This window comes from Dokdonia sp. Asnod2-E02, assembly GCF_045063915.1.
Lineage (GTDB): Bacteria > Bacteroidota > Bacteroidia > Flavobacteriales > Flavobacteriaceae > Dokdonia.
Genome location: NZ_JBEFNX010000005.1, coordinates 1,630,445 through 1,648,609 on the forward strand (window position 1 = coordinate 1,630,445; position 18,165 = coordinate 1,648,609).

General features: G+C 39.7%; 23 protein-coding genes. 14 read left to right on the forward strand and 9 right to left on the reverse strand.

Features of this window, described 5'->3' with window-relative positions:
- Window positions 1-17 precede the first annotated feature (17 nt).
- The 3 genes from ACJJVM_RS07375 to aat all read left to right on the forward strand — a co-directional run bounded on the left by ACJJVM_RS07375 (window position 18) and on the right by aat (window position 1,484).
- Window positions 18-401, forward strand: coding sequence for a DUF3127 domain-containing protein (locus ACJJVM_RS07375; protein WP_035326409.1), 384 nt, complete (start codon window positions 18-20; stop codon window positions 399-401).
- Between the two features lie 75 nt (window positions 402-476).
- Entirely contained in the window at window positions 477-797 is a 321-nt protein-coding gene (locus ACJJVM_RS07380; RefSeq protein WP_405211254.1) for a hypothetical protein, read from the forward strand.
- A gap of 54 nt (window positions 798-851) precedes the next feature.
- Window positions 852-1,484 (forward strand): leucyl/phenylalanyl-tRNA--protein transferase, encoded by a 633-nt coding sequence (gene aat, locus ACJJVM_RS07385; RefSeq protein WP_405212183.1) that lies wholly within the window; start codon window positions 852-854, stop codon window positions 1,482-1,484.
- An 8-nt stretch (window positions 1,485-1,492) separates the two neighbouring features.
- Here the strand turns inward: aat and ACJJVM_RS07390 are convergent, their stop codons facing one another.
- Window positions 1,493-2,062 (reverse strand): DNA-3-methyladenine glycosylase I, encoded by a 570-nt coding sequence (locus ACJJVM_RS07390; RefSeq protein WP_405211255.1) that lies wholly within the window; start codon window positions 2,060-2,062, stop codon window positions 1,493-1,495.
- 68 nt (window positions 2,063-2,130) lie between these two features.
- Between ACJJVM_RS07390 and ACJJVM_RS07395 the strand changes: the two genes are divergently transcribed.
- Window positions 2,131-2,745, forward strand: a complete 615-nt coding sequence (locus ACJJVM_RS07395) for a thioredoxin family protein (RefSeq protein ID WP_405211256.1) — start codon at window positions 2,131-2,133, stop codon at window positions 2,743-2,745.
- 9 nt (window positions 2,746-2,754) lie between these two features.
- Here the strand turns inward: ACJJVM_RS07395 and ACJJVM_RS07400 are convergent, their stop codons facing one another.
- The 8 genes from ACJJVM_RS07400 to ACJJVM_RS07435 form a co-directional block, all read right to left on the reverse strand.
- The gene (locus ACJJVM_RS07400) at window positions 2,755-3,468 is read right to left on the reverse strand and encodes a hypothetical protein (protein WP_405211257.1); all 714 of its coding nucleotides are present in this window, start codon (window positions 3,466-3,468) and stop codon (window positions 2,755-2,757) included.
- A gap of 58 nt (window positions 3,469-3,526) precedes the next feature.
- Complete coding sequence (gene truB, locus ACJJVM_RS07405; protein WP_405211258.1) at window positions 3,527-4,252, reverse strand: tRNA pseudouridine(55) synthase TruB; 726 nt, start codon at window positions 4,250-4,252, stop codon at window positions 3,527-3,529.
- Between the two features lie 4 nt (window positions 4,253-4,256).
- The gene (gene uppP, locus ACJJVM_RS07410; protein ID WP_035326397.1) at window positions 4,257-5,051 is read right to left on the reverse strand and encodes an undecaprenyl-diphosphatase UppP; all 795 of its coding nucleotides are present in this window, start codon (window positions 5,049-5,051) and stop codon (window positions 4,257-4,259) included.
- A 37-nt stretch (window positions 5,052-5,088) separates the two neighbouring features.
- A complete protein-coding gene (locus ACJJVM_RS07415; protein ID WP_035326394.1) occupies window positions 5,089-5,352 on the reverse strand; it encodes a DUF3098 domain-containing protein in 264 nt (87 codons plus the stop codon).
- A 19-nt stretch (window positions 5,353-5,371) separates the two neighbouring features.
- Window positions 5,372-6,250, reverse strand: coding sequence for a cell division protein FtsX (locus ACJJVM_RS07420; protein ID WP_405211259.1), 879 nt, complete (start codon window positions 6,248-6,250; stop codon window positions 5,372-5,374).
- Between the two features lie 90 nt (window positions 6,251-6,340).
- Window positions 6,341-7,288 (reverse strand): hydroxypyruvate isomerase family protein, encoded by a 948-nt coding sequence (locus ACJJVM_RS07425; protein WP_405211260.1) that lies wholly within the window; start codon window positions 7,286-7,288, stop codon window positions 6,341-6,343.
- Window positions 7,289-7,292: 4 nt separating this feature from the next.
- Window positions 7,293-7,937, reverse strand: a complete 645-nt coding sequence (locus ACJJVM_RS07430) for a gluconate 2-dehydrogenase subunit 3 family protein (protein WP_298349919.1) — start codon at window positions 7,935-7,937, stop codon at window positions 7,293-7,295.
- 1 nt (window position 7,938) lies between these two features.
- On the reverse strand, window positions 7,939-9,618 hold the full coding sequence (locus tag ACJJVM_RS07435; RefSeq protein WP_405211261.1) for a GMC oxidoreductase: 1,680 nt from the start codon (window positions 9,616-9,618) through the stop codon (window positions 7,939-7,941).
- A gap of 191 nt (window positions 9,619-9,809) precedes the next feature.
- On the opposite strand from ACJJVM_RS07435, the gene ACJJVM_RS07440 reads away from it, so the two are divergent.
- The 10 genes from ACJJVM_RS07440 to ACJJVM_RS07485 all read left to right on the forward strand — a co-directional run bounded on the left by ACJJVM_RS07440 (window position 9,810) and on the right by ACJJVM_RS07485 (window position 18,162).
- Window positions 9,810-10,799, forward strand: coding sequence for a sugar phosphate isomerase/epimerase family protein (locus ACJJVM_RS07440; RefSeq protein ID WP_405211262.1), 990 nt, complete (start codon window positions 9,810-9,812; stop codon window positions 10,797-10,799).
- Window positions 10,800-10,804: 5 nt separating this feature from the next.
- Window positions 10,805-12,028 (forward strand): nucleoside permease, encoded by a 1,224-nt coding sequence (locus ACJJVM_RS07445; RefSeq protein ID WP_396597626.1) that lies wholly within the window; start codon window positions 10,805-10,807, stop codon window positions 12,026-12,028.
- A 99-nt stretch (window positions 12,029-12,127) separates the two neighbouring features.
- Window positions 12,128-13,264 (forward strand): Gfo/Idh/MocA family protein, encoded by a 1,137-nt coding sequence (locus ACJJVM_RS07450; RefSeq protein ID WP_405211263.1) that lies wholly within the window; start codon window positions 12,128-12,130, stop codon window positions 13,262-13,264.
- 81 nt (window positions 13,265-13,345) lie between these two features.
- A complete protein-coding gene (locus tag ACJJVM_RS07455) occupies window positions 13,346-14,398 on the forward strand; it encodes a sugar phosphate isomerase/epimerase (RefSeq protein ID WP_035335192.1) in 1,053 nt (350 codons plus the stop codon).
- Between the two features lie 9 nt (window positions 14,399-14,407).
- Window positions 14,408-15,166: a DUF1080 domain-containing protein gene (locus ACJJVM_RS07460; protein WP_405211264.1), complete on the forward strand. Its 759-nt coding sequence runs from the start codon at window positions 14,408-14,410 to the stop codon at window positions 15,164-15,166.
- A gap of 3 nt (window positions 15,167-15,169) precedes the next feature.
- Window positions 15,170-15,931: a DUF1080 domain-containing protein gene (locus ACJJVM_RS07465; RefSeq protein WP_405211265.1), complete on the forward strand. Its 762-nt coding sequence runs from the start codon at window positions 15,170-15,172 to the stop codon at window positions 15,929-15,931.
- The gene (locus ACJJVM_RS07470; protein ID WP_035326367.1) at window positions 15,931-16,263 is read left to right on the forward strand and encodes a hypothetical protein; all 333 of its coding nucleotides are present in this window, start codon (window positions 15,931-15,933) and stop codon (window positions 16,261-16,263) included. Before ACJJVM_RS07465 ends, ACJJVM_RS07470 begins: the two co-directional genes overlap by 1 nt.
- A gap of 84 nt (window positions 16,264-16,347) precedes the next feature.
- Entirely contained in the window at window positions 16,348-17,211 is an 864-nt protein-coding gene (locus tag ACJJVM_RS07475) for a YicC/YloC family endoribonuclease (RefSeq protein WP_035326365.1), read from the forward strand.
- The gene (gene gmk, locus ACJJVM_RS07480) at window positions 17,211-17,810 is read left to right on the forward strand and encodes a guanylate kinase (protein WP_035335184.1); all 600 of its coding nucleotides are present in this window, start codon (window positions 17,211-17,213) and stop codon (window positions 17,808-17,810) included. Before ACJJVM_RS07475 ends, gmk begins: the two co-directional genes overlap by 1 nt.
- A 7-nt stretch (window positions 17,811-17,817) precedes the next feature.
- Entirely contained in the window at window positions 17,818-18,162 is a 345-nt protein-coding gene (locus ACJJVM_RS07485; protein ID WP_405211266.1) for a HopJ type III effector protein, read from the forward strand.
- The last annotated feature ends 3 nt before the right edge of the window (window positions 18,163-18,165 follow it).

The following is an 18,165-nucleotide window of genomic DNA, read 5'->3' on the forward strand; positions in this document are numbered from 1 at the left end:
CCTAATAATTGAACACGATGGAAGTACAAGGAAAAGTAAAAATGATAGGTGAGACTCAAACTTTTGGGAGTAATGGGTTTAGAAAGAGAGAGATTGTTGTCACAACAGAAGAGCAGTATCCACAGCACATAATGGTGGAGTTTGTACAAGATAAAACAGACTTACTTAATAACTACTCTGTAGGTCAAAATGTAAAAATAAGCATTAACCTAAGAGGTCGTGAGTGGGTAAACCCACAGGGAGAAACAAAATATTTTAACTCAATACAAGGATGGCGCATAGAGAATCTTGCAGCAGCAAATGCTGGTGGAGGACAACCATTACCTCCTATGCCTCCTGCAGACTCTTTTGAACCTGCAACAAATCTTAATAGCGACGACCACGACGATCTACCATTTTAGGCCGATAAAGTGCTTACTAGCAACAATTTAAAACCCAAATCAACTCAATTGATTTGGGTTTTTTACTTTAAAGCTATGAAAGTCTATCACCTGTGTCAAAATTGCTATAAGAATTTTACAGCTAGTAACACTAGCAGTAAACACCCTGTAAATGAGTTAAATAAACCCATATGCAAGTCGTGTGAACGTGCCAGTACTCCAAAACGTGTCTCAAGCGCCATTATAGAAGCAGCAATTACGGGATGCCTAATGCTTGTTACAAGCTATCTTTTACTAGAAAATCTCACACAAGTAGCGCTCGTTGCAATTATATACACCATCCCTGCACTTTTATATATTTTATACACTAGAAAGAATTTTGACCACATACAAGCGTTTAATAGTAATAAGGCATAGTTATCTTTGCCCTACCTATTAAATTAGATTGTGCTACCACTACCAGATCACCATATGTTTTCTAATGAACCTTGGTTTCCAGACCACAATCTGGCAGACGAAGAGGGTCTCCTTATGGTAGGTGGTGATCTTACCCCAGACTGGTTATTACTTGCCTATAGATCTGGTATTTTTCCTTGGTATAATGAGGGGCAACCCATTTTATGGTGGACACCAGACCCTAGAATGGTAGTGGCTCCGCAAGATGTACACGTATCAAAATCTATGCGCAAACTACTGCGCGACAACCCTTTTAAAGTTACTTATAATCAAAATTTTCTAGAAGTTATACTCGCCTGTAAACGCATTAAAAGAGATGGACAGCAAGGAACCTGGATTACAAATGACGTCGTAGAGGCTTACCTAAGACTTCACCAGCTAGGCTATGCCATCTCTGTAGAAGTCTGGTATGAAGACAAACTCGTAGGAGGTCTGTACGGCATAGACTTGCAAGATAAGGGTGTTTTTTGTGGCGAAAGTATGTTTGCCACTGTGAGTAATGCTAGTAAAGTGGGATTTATTACGCTTTCGCGAAAGCTTACTAAAAACGGATACAAGCTCATAGACTGCCAGATGTACACAGACCACCTCGCAAGCCTAGGCGCCGCCGAAATACCTAGAGAAACCTTTTTAGAATATCTTAAATAGTTGTTTTACTACTCTTGTACCATCTCGTACCTAAAACAGTTTACATCGTGATCATTTACCATCCCTATGGCCTGCATAAAGGCATAGATAATGGTACTTCCCACAAACTTGAAGCCTCGCTTTTTTAGATCTTTAGATATTTTATCACTTAGAGGCGTATTTGCTGGGCATTCTTTATAATCATTCCTGTGATTTTGTATGGGTGTATTATTTACATAATCCCATAGGTATTTTGAAAAACTGCCGTATTCCTTTTGGATCTCCATAAACTGCCTTGCATTTGTAACCGTACCACGTACTTTTAGCTTGTTTCTTATTATGCCAGCATCTTGCAAGAGTGATTGTATTTTATCTTCCTTATAAGCGGCAATACGCTTGTAGTCAAAATTATCAAAGGCAACTCTAAAGTTTTCTCTCTTTTTTAAAATTGTAATCCAGCTCAATCCCGCTTGAAAAGTCTCAAGAACCAAAAACTCAAACAGTAAATCTTCATCTCTAAGCGGAGTTCCCCACTCGTTATCGTGATAAGCCTCATATAGGTCATCACCCACACACCAGCCACATCTATGTTTTTCCATACGGTTACAATTTGTTTTTCTAACTCGAAAGATAGTAAGTTTGTAGTAAAGCCTGCGACATAATGGCTATGGAAACTATGCAAAAAACAACAGCACAACTAGTAACAGAAAGTCTCTCTGAGGCAATCTCTTACCAAGATTATAGAGTACTTACAGAAACTCACGCCCTAGAAGGTACAAATACAGGTCCAGAAGTCACAGAGGCATTGCACAACTATACAATGCTCAATCACAAACGTATGAAGCGTCTAGATAAGACTATAAAACTGTCTGAAGAGGCTCAAAACGCAATAAAGCAATATGACAATAAAACTACTTGGCTTGTACTAACAGAAAGCTGGTGTGGTGACGCGGCTCAAACAATGCCCGTAATGCAAAAGTTTGCAGACCTCAACCCTAACATTGATTTTAAGGTCATTCTAAGAGATGAAAATCTTGAGCTTATGGATCGCTTTTTATACAACGGTGGTCGGTCTATCCCAAGACTTATTGCCTTTGACAATGAAACTCAAGAAGTACTTGGAGACTGGGGACCACGTCCATCTGAAGCTACAAAAATGGTAAATGATTATAAAGAAGCTCACGGTAAACTCACACCAGAGTTTAAACAAGATTTACAAGTGTGGTATAATAAAGACAAAGGCCAGAACACGGTAGAAGATTTACTTCATCTATTAAAATAGATTATAAGCTTATCCTTGAAAATCAAAAGTCACACTGCCTAGCTGTGTGGCTTTTGTTCCTTTATCAAAGTACGCTCTGTTTAAATATTTCATAGCCTGGTCTATAAGGCATCCATTTGCACTTGAAGAAGCATTTTTATTAAAAGTTTTCTTTACAATAACCCCCTTATCATTTACAGTAATATTTATGACCACCTTGCCAAAAGCGTCACAAGTATACACGGGATTAGGTAAAGCAATAGCTGTACGACCTACTAAGTTATAAGAAACAGTACTCTGTCTGTAAGCGCTCTTTTTCTTAATACCTCTAGCATCCTCCCTTGCCTCTATTGCAGCTTGTACTTCTTTCTTCTTTTCTTCTAGAGCAGCTTCTCTAGCCTCTTGCAGGGCATTGAGTTGATTATTTGTGCGCTCATTAAGATTTTCAACACTGCTTTGCTGGCGCTGTGCAATTGCCTTTCTTATCTCGTCCTCTTCTTGCAGCGCTTTAGATAATTCACTTGAGTTGTGTGCTTGATTAGACAGACGAGTTCTTTGCTGTACAGGTGTTTTGGTTTCTTCCTCCGGTTCTTCTGGATTTTGAGTAATAACCGGTATTTCTATAAACTCCTCTGCTATCTCACCCTGATACGGTTTTACTCCCAAAAAGAAAAATACAAGCACTAGAAAACTCGCTCCAAAAACGGTAATAAGTAGTGCCTTATCAGATGGGGATAATTTCATAGGTATTTAAAAGTTACAAAAAATAAGCCATAAGTTATGGCTCGTAGGTGACGCGCCTCTAGATATCGGCAGGAGTGCTTTGCGTAATCTCTCTTATAAAGTCATCTAGTAGGTGTGCATTATCTACGCTATAATCGCCTATTTTGGTTCTTCTAAGCGCCGTAAGATGGGCACCACTTTTAAGTCCTTCTCCAAAATCAAACGCCAGTGATCGTATATAAGTACCTTTACTGCAGCTTACTTTAAAATCTACTTCGGGCATTTCAATACGCGTAATTTCAAAAGATGAGATGTGTATCTCTCGCTTCGGGATTTCTACTTCCTCACCTGCTCTTGCAAATTCATACAGACGCTTCCCTTCTTTTTTTAGTGCAGAAAATACAGGTGGACGTTGCATTATTTTTCCTTGGTACGCTTTCGCGAAAGCGTATATATCCTCCTCAGTGATATGCTCGGTAGGGTATTCTTTATCTATGGCTGTCTCCAGGTCATAACTAGGCGTGGTGCCACCTAGAATGATGGTGCCAGTATATTCCTTCTCCTGACCCATAAACTCGTGTAGACGCTTTGTAAACTTACCTGTACAGATAATCATAAGACCTGTAGCGAGCGGGTCTAGTGTGCCTGCGTGCCCTACTTTGATTTTTTTTATGTTTCGGTTCTTACGTATAAGCCAGCGCACTTTGTTTACTAGCTGGAAGGAGGTCCACTCAAGAGGCTTGTCAAAAATAAGCACTTGGCCATCTCTAAAATCTTGATCTGTAAGGTTCGTTATCTTAGACATAGACTTAGTTATAAAGTGAGAAACCTATCGCAATAACTCCTACAATGAGGCAGTATATAGCAAACCAAGAGAGTTTACTTTTCTTCACAAGTTTTATCATCCAGGTGCAAGCTATAAGTCCTGCAACAAAGGCAGATATAAAACCTATCACTAGTACAGAGACATTACCCGTTTGAGTCGTAATTGCTCCGTCCATAAGGTCCTTTGCAATTTTTCCAAAAATAAGTGGAATCACCATTAAAAATGAAAAACGTGCTGCCTTACTCTTATCATTACCCAGTAATACAGAGGTAGATATAGTCGCTCCACTTCGTGAGATACCAGGTATCATAGCAACTGCTTGAGAAACGCCAATTATAAATGCATTAGAAAAAGTTACATTCTTTTGAGTGTCTTTTGCTCTATCTGCAAAGTATAGTAGTACAGCTGTCACAAGCAGCATACAGCCTACAAGCATAATATTTCCACCAAAAAGTGCTTCTAGTTGCTCCTCAAAAAAGAGCCCTACAATAACTGCAGGTATCATAGACAAAACGATTTTTGCCGAAAATTGTGTTTCTTCATTCCACTTGAATGAAAACAATCCGCTTAAAATTTCTATGATATCTTTTCTAAAGACTACAATGGTAGAAAGTGCTGTTGCAAAATGTACCACTACGGTAAACATAAGGCTCTCTTCTGGTACAGAAGTATCTCCTAGTATAGCTTTACCTAGCTCGAGGTGCCCACTAGATGAAACAGGTAAAAACTCAGTGAGTCCTTGAATGACACCAAGGATAAATGCGTCAAGATTATTCATAGGGCAAAGATAAAACTGTAGTTACAAGCGGCAAGTGTTACTTACCTTTATTAGGATTTAATAAGATGGCATATACTTCTATACCAAAACCTATAAGTATTACTGCTGGGGCAAGACGTATGCGTCTCCAAGAGTAAATCTCTGGGTTAAACACATTAGGGTCATCACTACCTCCTCCAGACATAAGTATAAAACCTAAGGCTATAACTCCAAGGCCTATAAGCATCCACGTAAAATTTTTTTTCCCAAATATAAATTCGGTAGTTTGTTTTGATACTTCTTTACGTTTTTGTTCTCCCATAATACATCTAGTAATTCGGCTAGTAGTATAGCTCGTCTGTGCGCAAATTTAAGAAACGTTGTGTTGCCAGAAAGGTACTAAACCAAGTAATGAGTATTCCCATTAAAAACACACCTCCAAATAATGCTCCTAGTATGAGCGGGTCATCTAGTAATGTGAGTTGCGGGAATGCCTTATTTGCATAATACAGCACTCCTGCCATACCTGCTATAGCGATAAGCGCGCCTATAATCCCGAGGCGCACACTCTTCCATACAAAGGGACGTCTTATAAAACGTTTTGTCGCACCTACCATTTGCATTGTCTTTATTGTAAAACGCTTTGCATACACAGATAGTCGTATAGAGCTATTGATAAGTAGCACAGCGATAAACGTAAATATGCCAGAGATAATAAGTATCCACAGGCTTATTTTTTTGATATTATCGTTAAGTAATGATATGAGAGGTTTATCATAAGTTACTTCTTCTACAAAGTCTTTTGATGCAATCTCGTTTGCTATTTCTTCTACCTTCTCTGCAGATACATAATCTGCATTAAGGTATAAGTCTATACTATTTTGAAGCGGGTTCTCCCCAAGGTAATCTACAAAGTTTTCTCCCAAGGCTTCACTATGAGCTGCCGCAGCCTCTTCCTTTGAAACAAATTTTATAGATTTTGTGTACGCTGCAAGAGAAAGTGTTTTCTCTAGCTGTTTCATCTCCACATCTTTTGCAGTGTCTTTAAAGTAAACACCTACGGCAATAGTCTCTTTAAAATAATCTGCTACCTTCTTGGTATTAAGGACTAGTAACCCCAAAATTCCCAACAGAAAAAGAACCAAAGCAATACTAATCACCACCGAAAAATAGGAGGTAATTAATCGTCTTTTCTGGTATTTTTCAAAAGATGAACTCATTTGCTAGGGTTTTGAGTAAAAGTAGTAAATCCTACACACTCCGTTATCAAACGAAGAGATTCTGATTGTATTATTATTAAATATACAGATTTACAAAAACCCATCACTCTCCACATACGCATCTATTACACGCTGCTCGCCCTCTTTTCCTTCTTTACTGTTACCGTGTTCCATTCCTAAAACTCCTTTGAAACCACGACTGTGTATGTATTTAAATACATTTTTGTAGTTAATCTCACCAGAGGTAGGCTCATTACGTCCTGGGTTATCCCCTATCTGGAAATAAGCAATCTCGTCCCAGCACTGCTCAATGTTTGGGATTAAGTTTCCTTCTTGAATTTGCTGATGGTAGATGTCAAAAAGAATCTTGCACGACGGACTGTTTACAGCTTTACAAATTTGATATGCTTGTGGTGACTTAGATAAAAAGAGTCCTGGGTGATTTCTAAAATTGAGTGGCTCTAGCACCATCACAATGCCGTGTGGTTCTAGTAAGGCGCTTGCTTGTCTAAGGCTCTCTACTACGTTTGCAGTTTGAAAATCAATATTCTGACGCAAGTCTACGTGACCAGGTACCACGGTCATCCATTTTGCATTTACACGTTTTGCTACCTCAATAGAGCTCTTAATATCTGCCAGAAACTCGTCACGCCATTCTTGTTTTCCGCTCGCTAGGTTTGGCTTTGTCCAGTGTATTTTATGAGCCACAAAAACGCCCATAGTAAGACCACGCCTACGCATCACCTCTGCTATTGCTTCTTGTTCGGCAATGGGGCGATTGCGCATCTCATTATCTTCAAAGGCGGTAAAGCCTTGATCTGCCATAAAGTTGAGCTGATCAATAACATTTTCGCCAGCGAGCTCTTTAAACATCCCTATGTGCGGGGCATAATTAAGATTAAAAGTGTGGGGTTCTTTTTCCGCTTTCGCGAAAGCGATATCACTCACAACCGCATCCATAGCGTGTATACCTACGGTCCCTAAACCTAAAAAGGAACCCGTAAGAGCTCCTTTTTGTATAAATTTTCTTCTGTCCATATAATTACAGTGAGTATGCTTTTCCTCCTGTTGCTTCCTCTACTGGCAAGCAACCTATTTGCTGTCCTGGTATAGGTTCATAAGCAAGTACATTTTCTCCTATCTCTTCTGAAGTTTTCCACCCCCAGATAGTCATACCTCTTACGTTTTGTAGTAAACTAAAAGCACCAGCATCTGGATCTACCTTTACCGTCTTGTCTCTCTGGTATGCTTGGTAATACTCTCCTAGACTTTTATTAAAGACCTCTTCTTGTTCTTTTGAAGCATTTAGATATTTGGCTAGTAGCTTGTCATAATCTTCGGCCTCTGCATCTTCAAAAGTTTTACCAGTTGCATCTTGCAATCTATTTTCTAGCGCATCAAAACCTCCTTTAAGTTGGGCTTGATTTTCTAAAGTAATTACTTCATTCCAGTAGCTATCTATAAATTTATGCACACCTACATCTACAGCTCCTGGTATCGCCTGGTCTGACGGGATGATAAGATCTACAATATGACGAAGCGCTTTACCTTGTGAGTTATTAATAAACACAGGTTCAAAAACTGGCCCGTCTGCTTTACAGCTTTGTAATAGGCTTAATACTGTAGGTGTTGCAACGAGCGCCACTCCACCTAATCCTAAGTTTTTTATTAATTGTCTTCTTTTCATCTTATGCTTCTTTTTTAATTTGAGCGGCAGCGTGATTTGCAGCACGTGCACTAAAAGCCATATAAGTAAGTGATGGGTTTACACAACTTGCAGAGGTCATAAACGCTCCATCTGTCACATATACATTAGGTACTGCGTGTAGCTGGTTATTACCGTTACAAACAGATGTTTTTGGGTCACGACCCATACGTGCGGTTCCCATCTCGTGTATTCCGTTACCTGGTGCACTTGGGTCATCCATAGTCTGGATATCTTTAAAGCCGGCATTTTTAAGCATATCTTTTGCACTTGCAATCATATCCTTACGCATTTCCCACTCGTTTTCTTTCCACTCTGCATCAAAGTTTACCTTAGGTAATCCCCATTTATCAAGATCATTATAATCTAGGGTCATTTTATTCTCGTGGTAAGGAAGACACTCTCCAAAGCCCATAAGACCTATTGTCCATCCTCCTGGTTCTTGAATTGCTTTTTTAAGTCCTGCGCCATATCCTGCCTCTGCAATTTGAGGTTGATAATCACCACGACCAGCACCCCCTTGATAACCGTAACCACGCTTAAAGGTTTTTTGGTCTGTTACTCCTCCTATATTTCTAAAACGAGGTATGTAAATCCCGTTAGGGCGACGTCCTTTATAATATTTATCTAGATCTCCATCCCACTTTGCAGTAGCTCCCGCTTTAAAGTGGTGATCCATTAAGTTGTGCCCTAGCTCTCCAGAGTCATTACCCATACCATTAGGGAAACGGTCACTCTTAGATTGCATAAGTATACTTGCAGATGCTATAGCAGATGCACAAAGGAAAACGACTTTAGATTTAAACTCTAACTTTTCATTTGTTTCTTGATCAATCACCTTAACTCCGGTAGCCTTACCGGTAGCATCATCATATATAACTTCTGTTACGATAGAAAATGGACGTAATGTCATATTTCCTGTACGCTCTGCAGCTGGAAGTGTAGATGAGTTACTTGAGAAATATCCTCCAAAAGGACATCCTCTCATACAGCGATTTCTAAACTGGCAAGCAGAACGACCATCATAGGTTTTTGAACCTGTGATATGCGCCACACGACCTATAGTAAGAAGACGACCGTCTTTATAATTTTCGGCCATATTCTTTTTAAGAACCTCTTCTACACAGTTAAGCTCCATAGGAGGAGAAAACTTTCCGTCTGGTAATACATCAAGACCTAGTTTTTCTCCAGATACAGAGATATACTCCTCTACCTTATCATACCAAGGTGAGATATCTTTGTAACGTACTGGCCAGTCTACAGCTATGCCTTCTTTTTTATTTGCTTCAAAATCTATATCAGACAGTCTATAACTCTGTCTTCCCCACATAATAGAACGCCCTCCTACGTGGTACCCACGTATCCAGTCAAAACGTTTTGTCTCATTGTACGGGTGATCTACGTCATCTACAAAAAAGTGACGACTATCTGCCTGATGTACGTAACCTGTGCGCGCTTGTTTCTCATAACGAGCTTCAATATCGCGAGGATTACTACCCTTAAATTTATTGTCCCAAGGGTCGTTGTGCATTGTAGGATAATCATCAATGTGCTTTACCATACGACCACGCTCTAAAATGAGTGTTTTCATACCGTTTTCACATAATTCTTTTGCTGCCCATCCTCCGGAGATTCCTGAGCCTACGACGATTGCGTCGTACATTTCGTTTTCGTTAGCTGTATTCACCATAAAATGTATTAATGAAAATTTATTGGGATATAGGTTACCAAATATATAAATTTTAAGTTGTTTTTTGTGAATATCTAAAAAAGACTACCTTAGTCAAACACTAGATTTAACAGTAAATGACAGGCGAAAACGTTATAGTTCTAGTCTTATTTAAAATTCATCTTATGAAAAATTATTTGTTAGGCGCTTTTTTATGCGCTTTTGTACTTATTTCTTGTAAAGAAGAGGTAAAAAAAGAGGAGAATTCCGCTTTCGCGAAAGCGGAAAAAGAAGTTTCTAAAGAAAATATGCCCTCTTACAAACATTCCCTCGCTCAATGGTCTCTTCACAAACCGTTTCAAGACGGTACTATGGACCCGATGGAATTCCCGCAAATTGCCAAAGATCTTGGTTTTACCGGAGTAGAATATGTGACACAATTATATCCATCTGTTGCTGAAGTAGGGACAGATTACAAAGAACGTGTAATGAAACTTGCAAACGACCTTAATACTAAGGCAAATGCTGCAGGAATGGATAACGTTCTTATTATGGTGGATCACGCTGGTGAACTAGCAGATCCAGATCCTAAAAAACTAGAAGAAGCTATTGCAAATCACAAAATATGGATGGATGCTGCAAAACTTATGGGAGCACACTCGGTAAGGGCAAATCTCTTTGGAGAGCTAGATCCTGTAAAATGGCACGCACTATCTGTAGCATCTCTTAAAGAACTAGGAGCTTACGGTAAAGAAGTAGGCGTAAACGTAATTATAGAAAACCACGGAGGATGGTCTAGTGATGGAGAAAAGCTTGTTGCTGTGATGAAAGAGGTTAATATGGAAACAGTAGGTGTCTTACCAGATTTTGGAAACTTTTGTGTAAAACGTGAAGGTGGAGAACGTTGGGGTGCGCCTTGTGTTTTAGAATATGACACTTATAAAGGAATAGAAGAAATGATGCCTTATGCAAAAGGAGTGTCTGCAAAGTCATATAACTTTGATGAAAATGGTAATGAGACAAAATTAGACTATCAACGATTAATGCAAATCGTTGCCGATAGTGGTTTTGAAGGATATGTGGGTACAGAATATGAAGGACCACTAGAAGATCCAAAAGAAGGTATCGCTCTTACTAAAGCACTAGTTCAAAAATCAATAGACAATCTTAAATAAGCAATATGAAATCAACGACTAAGTTTCAATTATCCCTAATGATGTTTCTCGAGTTTTTTATCTGGGGAGGCTGGTTTGTAACCTTAGGTTCTTTTATGGGGAATAACCTGAAAGCTGAAGGGGCTGAGATAGCTCAAGCCTTTTCCACACAATCTTGGGGAGCCATTATAGCACCATTTATTATAGGTCTTATTGCAGATCGATTTTTTAATGCAGAGCGCATTCTGGGAGTATTACATATTATAGGTGCCGTACTTATGTATTTGATGTCACAAGCAACAGACTCGGCTGTTTTCTATCCATATGTTTTAGGGTATATGATTGCTTATATGCCTACACTGGCGCTAGTAAACTCGGTTGCATTTAACCAGATGAAAGACCCATCAAAGGACTTTCCATTCATTCGCGTATGGGGAACTGTGGGATGGATTCTAGCAACATCGTTAATCAGTTTTGCTTTTTCTTGGGATTCGCCCGTAAATGCTGCAAATGGTATGCTTTCTAACACATTTATTATGACTGCTATTGCTTCTGCAGTACTAGGAGTTTTTAGTTTCACACTTCCTAAAACTCCGCCAAGTAGTAAAGGAGAAAAGGCTTCAATATCTGACATACTAGGCTTACAAGCTATAGGTCTCTTGAAAGACAGAAATTTTTTAGTCTTCTTTATTTCTTCAGTACTGATCTGTATCCCGCTTGCTTTTTATTATCAAAATTTAAGCCCATTTCTATTAGAATCTGGCGTAGATGATTCGACAGCATTTACCGGCTTAGGTCAAGCATCTGAAATAATATTTATGCTCTTGCTACCATTTTTCTTTAAGAAATTTGGGTTTAAGAAAACCATCCTTGTAGGGATGCTCGCCTGGACATTGCGCTACTTACTGTTCGCTTATGGTAACACGGGAGATTTATTCTTTATGGTTATTACAGGTATTGTTTTACACGGAATTTGTTATGACTTTTTCTTTGTGTCTGGACAAATTTATACAGACAGCAAAGCTGGACCAAAAATTAAAAGTGCCGCTCAAGGACTTATCACACTTGCTACTTACGGTGTAGGGATGTTAATAGGCTTTTACATTGCTGGTCAGATCACAGACGCAAACATTATAGGTGAAGGTCACGACTGGAACTCAGTATGGGTATTCCCAGCGATTTTTGCAGCAGCAGTATTTGTGATTTTTGCACTGTTATTTAAGAGTGAGAAAATTGAATATACGGAGTAGTAGCAAAGTCTTAAAAAGTCTTTCCCCTACCCTAAAGGGCGGACTTTTCTTAGAAAAGCATATTTACTTGATATAATTAAAAAATAAAAACACAACACAATGAGCAATAAAATAAGATGGGGCGTCTTAGGTGGCGGCGGAGATAGTTTAATAGGTGTGTTACACCGCGTAGCGGCAAGTATGTTTGACGCATACCAGCTAGTAGGTGGTTCTTTTAACCCAGATATTGAGGTAAGCAAAGAATTTGCTACTCAAATAGGCATCCCGACAGATCGTATTTATAAAGATCTAACGGAGCTTGTAGAAAAGGAAACAGCACTCCCAGCAGACCAGCGTATGCGAGTAGTATCTATACTAACGCCTAACTTTTTACACTTCCCGATGGCAAAACAGCTTCTAGAAGCTGGCTTTAACGTGATTTGTGAGAAGCCTATGACAATGACGCACGCAGAGGCGCTAGAGCTTGAGGCTATTCAAAAGAAGAATGGCAACGTCTTTGGACTTACGCATACCTACACAGGCTACCCTATGGTTCGCCAAATGAGGGAAATGATAGCAAATGGAGAACTAGGCGAGATACAAAAAGTAGACGCGCAGTATTATCAAGGCTGGATTAATAACCTCATACACGACAAAGAGCAACGCAATAGCACCTGGCGTTTGATGCCTGAAAAATCGGGAATTTCTTGCTGTCTTGGCGATATAGGCGTTCACGCTTACCAGATGCTAGAGTTTGTAACTGGCAAAAAAATTAAATCTGTACTTGCAGACCTCAACCATCTGTATGCAGATAATGAGATGGATATAGACGGCACCGTATTACTACGGCTAGATGAATACACAAAAGGTGTATTGCGATCTAGTCAAATAGCAACAGGTGAGGAGAACAACTTTACCGTAGCTGTTTATGGTACAAAAGCAGGTCTCAAGTGGGAGCAAGAAAACCCTAACTATCTCTATTTACTAGAAGATGGACAACCTATGCGCGTGCTTAAACCAGGCCACGCTTATAACAGTGCGCTATCGCTAGACGGCACAAAATTACCTCCGGGACACCCAGAAGGAATTTTTGACGCGATGGGTAATATCTATAAAGGTGTTGCAAAGGCAATACGTGGAGAAGACTACAATTCGGGCGAGTTTCCGGGGATGACAGATGGTGTACGAGGAATGAATTTTATAGAGAAAGCCGTACAATCTCATCGTGATGGGAATGTGTGGGTAGACCTAGAGTAGTATAAGTGCGCTTTCGCGAAAGCGTAAAAAACAACAACTAAAAAGATTCTCGCCTTTGCGAGAATGAAAAAAATATATCCAATGAAAACAATAAAAGGACCCGCAGTATTTCTCGCCCAGTTTATGGATGACAAAGCACCATTTAATTCACTAGACGGATTGTGTAAATGGGCAGCAGACCTTGGGTATAAAGGAATACAAATACCAACTTGGGAAAACCGATTAATTGACCTCACCACAGCTGGAGAGAGTAAAACTTACTGTGATGAGCTTAAGGGTAAAGTAAATGACTATGGGCTTGAGATTACAGAGCTCTCTACACACCTACAAGGGCAACTGGTTGCAGTACATCCTGCTTATGACTTGATGTTTGATAATTTTGCTCCAGACGATTGTAAAAACAATCCAAAGAAGCGTACTGAGTGGGCTCGCAAGCAAGTAATAAGCGCAGCACACGCAAGTAAACATCTAGGTCTTGATGTGAGTGCGACGTTTAGTGGTTCGCTGCTTTGGCATACAATGCACCCTTGGCCACAACGTCCTGCTGGACTTGTTGAGATGGGGTTTGAAGAACTAGCCAAACGCTGGTTACCTATACTCAATACTTATGATGAGTGTGGTGTAGATGTGGCTTATGAGATTCATCCCGGTGAAGATCTTCACGACGGAGTGACTTTTGAGCGTTTTCTAGAAGCTACAGGTAATCACAAGCGTTGTAATATTTTATATGATCCAAGTCACTTTGTACTACAGCAACTCGATTATATCGCATACATAGACCACTATCACGAGTTTATAAAGGCCTTTCACGTAAAAGATTCTGAGTTTAAACCAGATGGGAAGCGTGGTACTTTTGGCGGTTATAGTGACTGGCAAGATCGCGCTGGGCGTTACCGCTCTCCGGGAGATGGACAGATAGACTTTAAAACTATTTTTACAAAACTCACAGAATACGGTTGTGACGTTTGGGCAGTGATGGAGTGGGAATGTTGTGTAAAAAGTCCTGAGCAAGGAGCTAGAGAAGGCGCACCTTTTATCGCTTCACATATTATTGAGGCTACACAAAAACGCTTTGATGATTTTGCAGGTGAGGATATCGACAAAGAGCAGTTGAAGAAGATACTTGGACTTTAAAACACTATTATGAAAAGAACAATCTATATCGCAGCAATAGCTTTAATTACACTTGCTTGTAAAAACAAAACTAAAACCACGGTTGTAGACATTAGGAGCGGAGAAGGCAACACCTTCTCCATAGGCGGCAAAAAAATTGCAGAGCCTAGTGATAAAGTTGTTCTTTTTGACGGCTCTAACCTCAACGCTTGGAAAGGATATGGTACAGACGGTATGCACGACAACTGGACCATAGAAGATGGAGCAATGGCATTTGCACCGGGTGAAGAAGGTGGTAAAAACATCATTACAAAAAACACCTATAAAAACTTTGAACTCAATCTAGAGTGGAAAGTTTCTGAAGGTGGTAACAGTGGCATCTTTTGGGGTGTAAAAGAATCACCAGAGTTTAAAGAAGCGTATGAAACTGGCCCAGAGATACAAGTGCTAGATGACGAGCGTCACCCAGATGCAAAGGTGGCAAATGGAACGCACAAAGCAGGATCTCTTTATGATATGATAAAACCTGCAGACGGTATGATCAATCCCGCTGGCGAGTGGAACAAAGTGACGCTTTATATCAATCACGATAGCAATCTAGGTAAAGTAAGCCTTAACGGTAAAGAAGCATATACCTTCCCCGTAAATGGCGAAGAGTGGGATGCTATGGTTGCAAAGACTAAGTTTGCAGACTGGAAAGGCTTTGGTAAATATCAAGAAGGTCACATAGGTCTCCAAGATCACGGAGATAAAGTATGGTACCGCAACATTACAATAAAAGAATTATAGATTATGAAATTATACCATTTAGGAATTATCGCAACAGCACTAACCATTACATCGTGTGGCTCAGGAAATGTGGGTGACGAACCTACAAAACCAGAACAAACAGAAGTATGGGGTCCAAAACCTGCAAAGGTTGCTATAAACGGGCAGACCGGTATCCCTAGTGATGCTGTAGTATTGTTTGACGGCACAAACCTCAACGCTTGGAAAAGTAAAAACGACGGCGGCGCTCCTAAGTGGACGATTAATCAAGACGGCAGTATGACCGTAAAAGATAAAACGGGAGATATTGTGACCAAAGAAGACTTCGGGAGTGTGCAATTACACCTAGAATGGCGCAGTGACCCAAACAACACACAGACTAACCAAAACAGAAGTAATAGTGGTGTGTTTTTTCAAGGCTTATACGAAGTACAAATCTTAAACAACAATGATAATGACACCTATGTAAACGGTATGGTAGGCTCTATTTATAAGCAAAAAGCTCCAGACGTTATGGCTGCAAAGCCTACTGGAGAGTGGAACAGCTATGACATTGTTTTTCACGCGCCAGCGTTTAATGCTGCAGGTAAAAAAACAAAAGCTGCTACAATCACCGTATTTTTAAATGGTGTACTCATCCAAGATCACTACGAGATCAAAGGAAGTACAGAGTACATAGGTTTTCCAAAAAACAATGCTCACGGTGACGGCCCAATTGTACTGCAAGATCACGGCGATATGAGTGGTGTAGGGTATAGAAATATTTGGTTACGTAAATTAGATTAATGAACTTCCCTGCACTCCTTACAACATTTGCCCCAGCACTCATAAGTCTGGCATTATTTATAAATACACGTTACTTTCCGCCATCGCTGGGTAATCCTTTTTTATCAAAAGCTCCAGAATGGTGGATGAGAGATCAGGCCACTTGGGATAAAGCATACTCCTTTCTTGCTCAAAAGTACGGGATAGGCACCATTGCACTTTTTGCAATTTGTAGCTGTCTTCTCTTTTTAGAAAGCCCTTATGCCGCATACGGTGGTTATATAGCATTAGTAGCATATGTTGTGCTGGCTAACTACCAGGTGCGCTCTTATATGCAAGAAAAAGTAAAATAGGGTGTGATTACGCTTTCGCGAAAGCGTAAAAAACCACAGTCATTCTTAATTTTTCATTACTTACTGAACCATTATCTTTGCGCTATGATAAAATCAATGACTGGTTTTGGGAAGAGTGTCGTACAGCTTCCCGGAAAAAAGATTACTATCGAGATCAAATCGCTTAACAGCAAAAACCTTGATCTCAATGCACGTATCCCTTCTACATATCGTGAGAAGGAACTCGCACTACGCAATATGGTGGCAAAAGCTCTAGAACGTGGTAAGATAGATGTAGGTCTCTACATAGAAAGCACTGGCGAAAACACCAATACAGCGATTAATGAATCTGTTGTAAACACCTATATGAAACAGCTGTCAAACGCTGTTGCTGGTGAGCCTAGCGAGATAGAGCTACTTAAAATGGCTGTGAGACTTCCAGATGCTCTCAAAACTGAACGTGAAGAACTGGATGAAAATGAGTACAAAGCCATTGTTACTAATCTAGAAGGTGCGCTTAAAGAGATAAACGCTTACAGACTAGATGAGGGTAACTCTCTCAAGACTGAGTTTGAACTGCGCATTAAAAATCTACAGCGTTTACTAGATGAAGTTATCACTCTTGATAAAGATCGTCTTGCAGATGTAAAGGTACGTCTGGAGAAAGCCGTTGCAGATCTCAAGGTTAATCTTGACGAAAATAGGTTTGAGCAAGAGCTTATTTATTACCTAGAGAAATACGATATCACAGAAGAAAAGGTACGTCTTAAAAATCACCTAGATTACTTTACAGAAGCACTAGAATCTGATAACTCTAACGGTAAAAAACTGGGCTTTATAGGTCAAGAAATAGGTCGTGAGATTAATACCATAGGCTCAAAATCTAATTATGCACCTATGCAACAGCTAGTGGTGCAAATGAAGGATGAGCTAGAAAAAATAAAAGAGCAAGTATTAAACGTACTCTAATGGGAAAACAACCTGACGCACAAGAACTAAATCACACGGGGAAACTCATTGTTTTTTCGGCGCCTTCTGGTAGTGGTAAAACAACAATTGTAAGACATCTCTTGGGTCAACCAGAGCTCAATCTAGAGTTTAGTATCTCTGCAACTAGTAGAGAACCTCGTGGCACAGAAGTACACGGCACAGATTATTACTTTATCTCTCTTAAGGAGTTTAAAAACCATATCAAAGCAGACGACTTTCTAGAATGGGAAGAGGTCTATCGTGACAACTTTTACGGTACACTCTGGAAAGAAGTACAACGTATCTGGGCGATGGGTAAGCACGTTATATTTGATATAGACGTAGTAGGCGGTTTACGCATAAAGAAAAAATTTCCAGATAAGACACTTGCCGTTTTTGTAAAACCACCTAGTGTAGATGAGCTTAAAATACGTCTTAAAAAACGTAGTACAGAAAGTGAAGATAAAATCAATATGCGTGTTGCAAAAGCCTCTGTTGAGCTTGCTACGGCACCACAATTTGATCATATTATTCTCAATGATAATCTAGAAAAAGCTCTCAAAGAGGCGGTTACACTTGTTACCGATTTTGTAAAATAATAGCGCAATGACATTACAAGATTTTAAGACCAAACTTGCTACCTCACCTACTGAGATTGAGTTTACAGATACAATAGCTGTTATAGAAGCGCTATATACTTTTACGCCTAGCTCTTTTAAGAATGGTGACATTCATAATGACGCAGGTGAGAACAATGGCTCTTGTAAGCTCTTTGCATTTGCACAAGAGCAAGGACTAAGTAAAAGCGATACGCTACAATGTTTTGGCGCATATTACAGAGAAGATGTGTTACAAAACCCAAAGGGTACAGATCACCAAAATATTAGAAATTTTATCAAATACGGTTGGGACGGAATTGCCTTTGACACAAACCCGCTCCAAAAGAAATAACTC

Bases quoted from the DNA above. Each gene is read 5' to 3' on its own strand.
- ACJJVM_RS07375 (WP_035326409.1), top strand. From the start codon at position 18: ATGGAAGTACAAGGAAAAGTAAAAATGATAGGTGAGACTCAAACTTTT.
- ACJJVM_RS07380 (WP_405211254.1), top strand. From the start codon at position 477: ATGAAAGTCTATCACCTGTGTCAAAATTGCTATAAGAATTTTACAGCT.
- aat (WP_405212183.1), top strand. From the start codon at position 852: ATGTTTTCTAATGAACCTTGGTTTCCAGACCACAATCTGGCAGACGAA.
- ACJJVM_RS07390 (WP_405211255.1), bottom strand. From the start codon at position 2,062: ATGGAAAAACATAGATGTGGCTGGTGTGTGGGTGATGACCTATATGAG.
- ACJJVM_RS07395 (WP_405211256.1), top strand. From the start codon at position 2,131: ATGGAAACTATGCAAAAAACAACAGCACAACTAGTAACAGAAAGTCTC.
- ACJJVM_RS07400 (WP_405211257.1), bottom strand. From the start codon at position 3,468: ATGAAATTATCCCCATCTGATAAGGCACTACTTATTACCGTTTTTGGA.
- truB (WP_405211258.1), bottom strand. From the start codon at position 4,252: ATGTCTAAGATAACGAACCTTACAGATCAAGATTTTAGAGATGGCCAA.
- uppP (WP_035326397.1), bottom strand. From the start codon at position 5,051: ATGAATAATCTTGACGCATTTATCCTTGGTGTCATTCAAGGACTCACT.
- ACJJVM_RS07415 (WP_035326394.1), bottom strand. From the start codon at position 5,352: ATGGGAGAACAAAAACGTAAAGAAGTATCAAAACAAACTACCGAATTT.
- ACJJVM_RS07420 (WP_405211259.1), bottom strand. From the start codon at position 6,250: ATGAGTTCATCTTTTGAAAAATACCAGAAAAGACGATTAATTACCTCC.
- ACJJVM_RS07425 (WP_405211260.1), bottom strand. From the start codon at position 7,288: ATGGACAGAAGAAAATTTATACAAAAAGGAGCTCTTACGGGTTCCTTT.
- ACJJVM_RS07430 (WP_298349919.1), bottom strand. From the start codon at position 7,937: ATGAAAAGAAGACAATTAATAAAAAACTTAGGATTAGGTGGAGTGGCG.
- ACJJVM_RS07435 (WP_405211261.1), bottom strand. From the start codon at position 9,618: ATGTACGACGCAATCGTCGTAGGCTCAGGAATCTCCGGAGGATGGGCA.
- ACJJVM_RS07440 (WP_405211262.1), top strand. From the start codon at position 9,810: ATGAAAAATTATTTGTTAGGCGCTTTTTTATGCGCTTTTGTACTTATT.
- ACJJVM_RS07445 (WP_396597626.1), top strand. From the start codon at position 10,805: ATGAAATCAACGACTAAGTTTCAATTATCCCTAATGATGTTTCTCGAG.
- ACJJVM_RS07450 (WP_405211263.1), top strand. From the start codon at position 12,128: ATGAGCAATAAAATAAGATGGGGCGTCTTAGGTGGCGGCGGAGATAGT.
- ACJJVM_RS07455 (WP_035335192.1), top strand. From the start codon at position 13,346: ATGAAAACAATAAAAGGACCCGCAGTATTTCTCGCCCAGTTTATGGAT.
- ACJJVM_RS07460 (WP_405211264.1), top strand. From the start codon at position 14,408: ATGAAAAGAACAATCTATATCGCAGCAATAGCTTTAATTACACTTGCT.
- ACJJVM_RS07465 (WP_405211265.1), top strand. From the start codon at position 15,170: ATGAAATTATACCATTTAGGAATTATCGCAACAGCACTAACCATTACA.
- ACJJVM_RS07470 (WP_035326367.1), top strand. From the start codon at position 15,931: ATGAACTTCCCTGCACTCCTTACAACATTTGCCCCAGCACTCATAAGT.
- ACJJVM_RS07475 (WP_035326365.1), top strand. From the start codon at position 16,348: ATGATAAAATCAATGACTGGTTTTGGGAAGAGTGTCGTACAGCTTCCC.
- gmk (WP_035335184.1), top strand. From the start codon at position 17,211: ATGGGAAAACAACCTGACGCACAAGAACTAAATCACACGGGGAAACTC.
- ACJJVM_RS07485 (WP_405211266.1), top strand. From the start codon at position 17,818: ATGACATTACAAGATTTTAAGACCAAACTTGCTACCTCACCTACTGAG.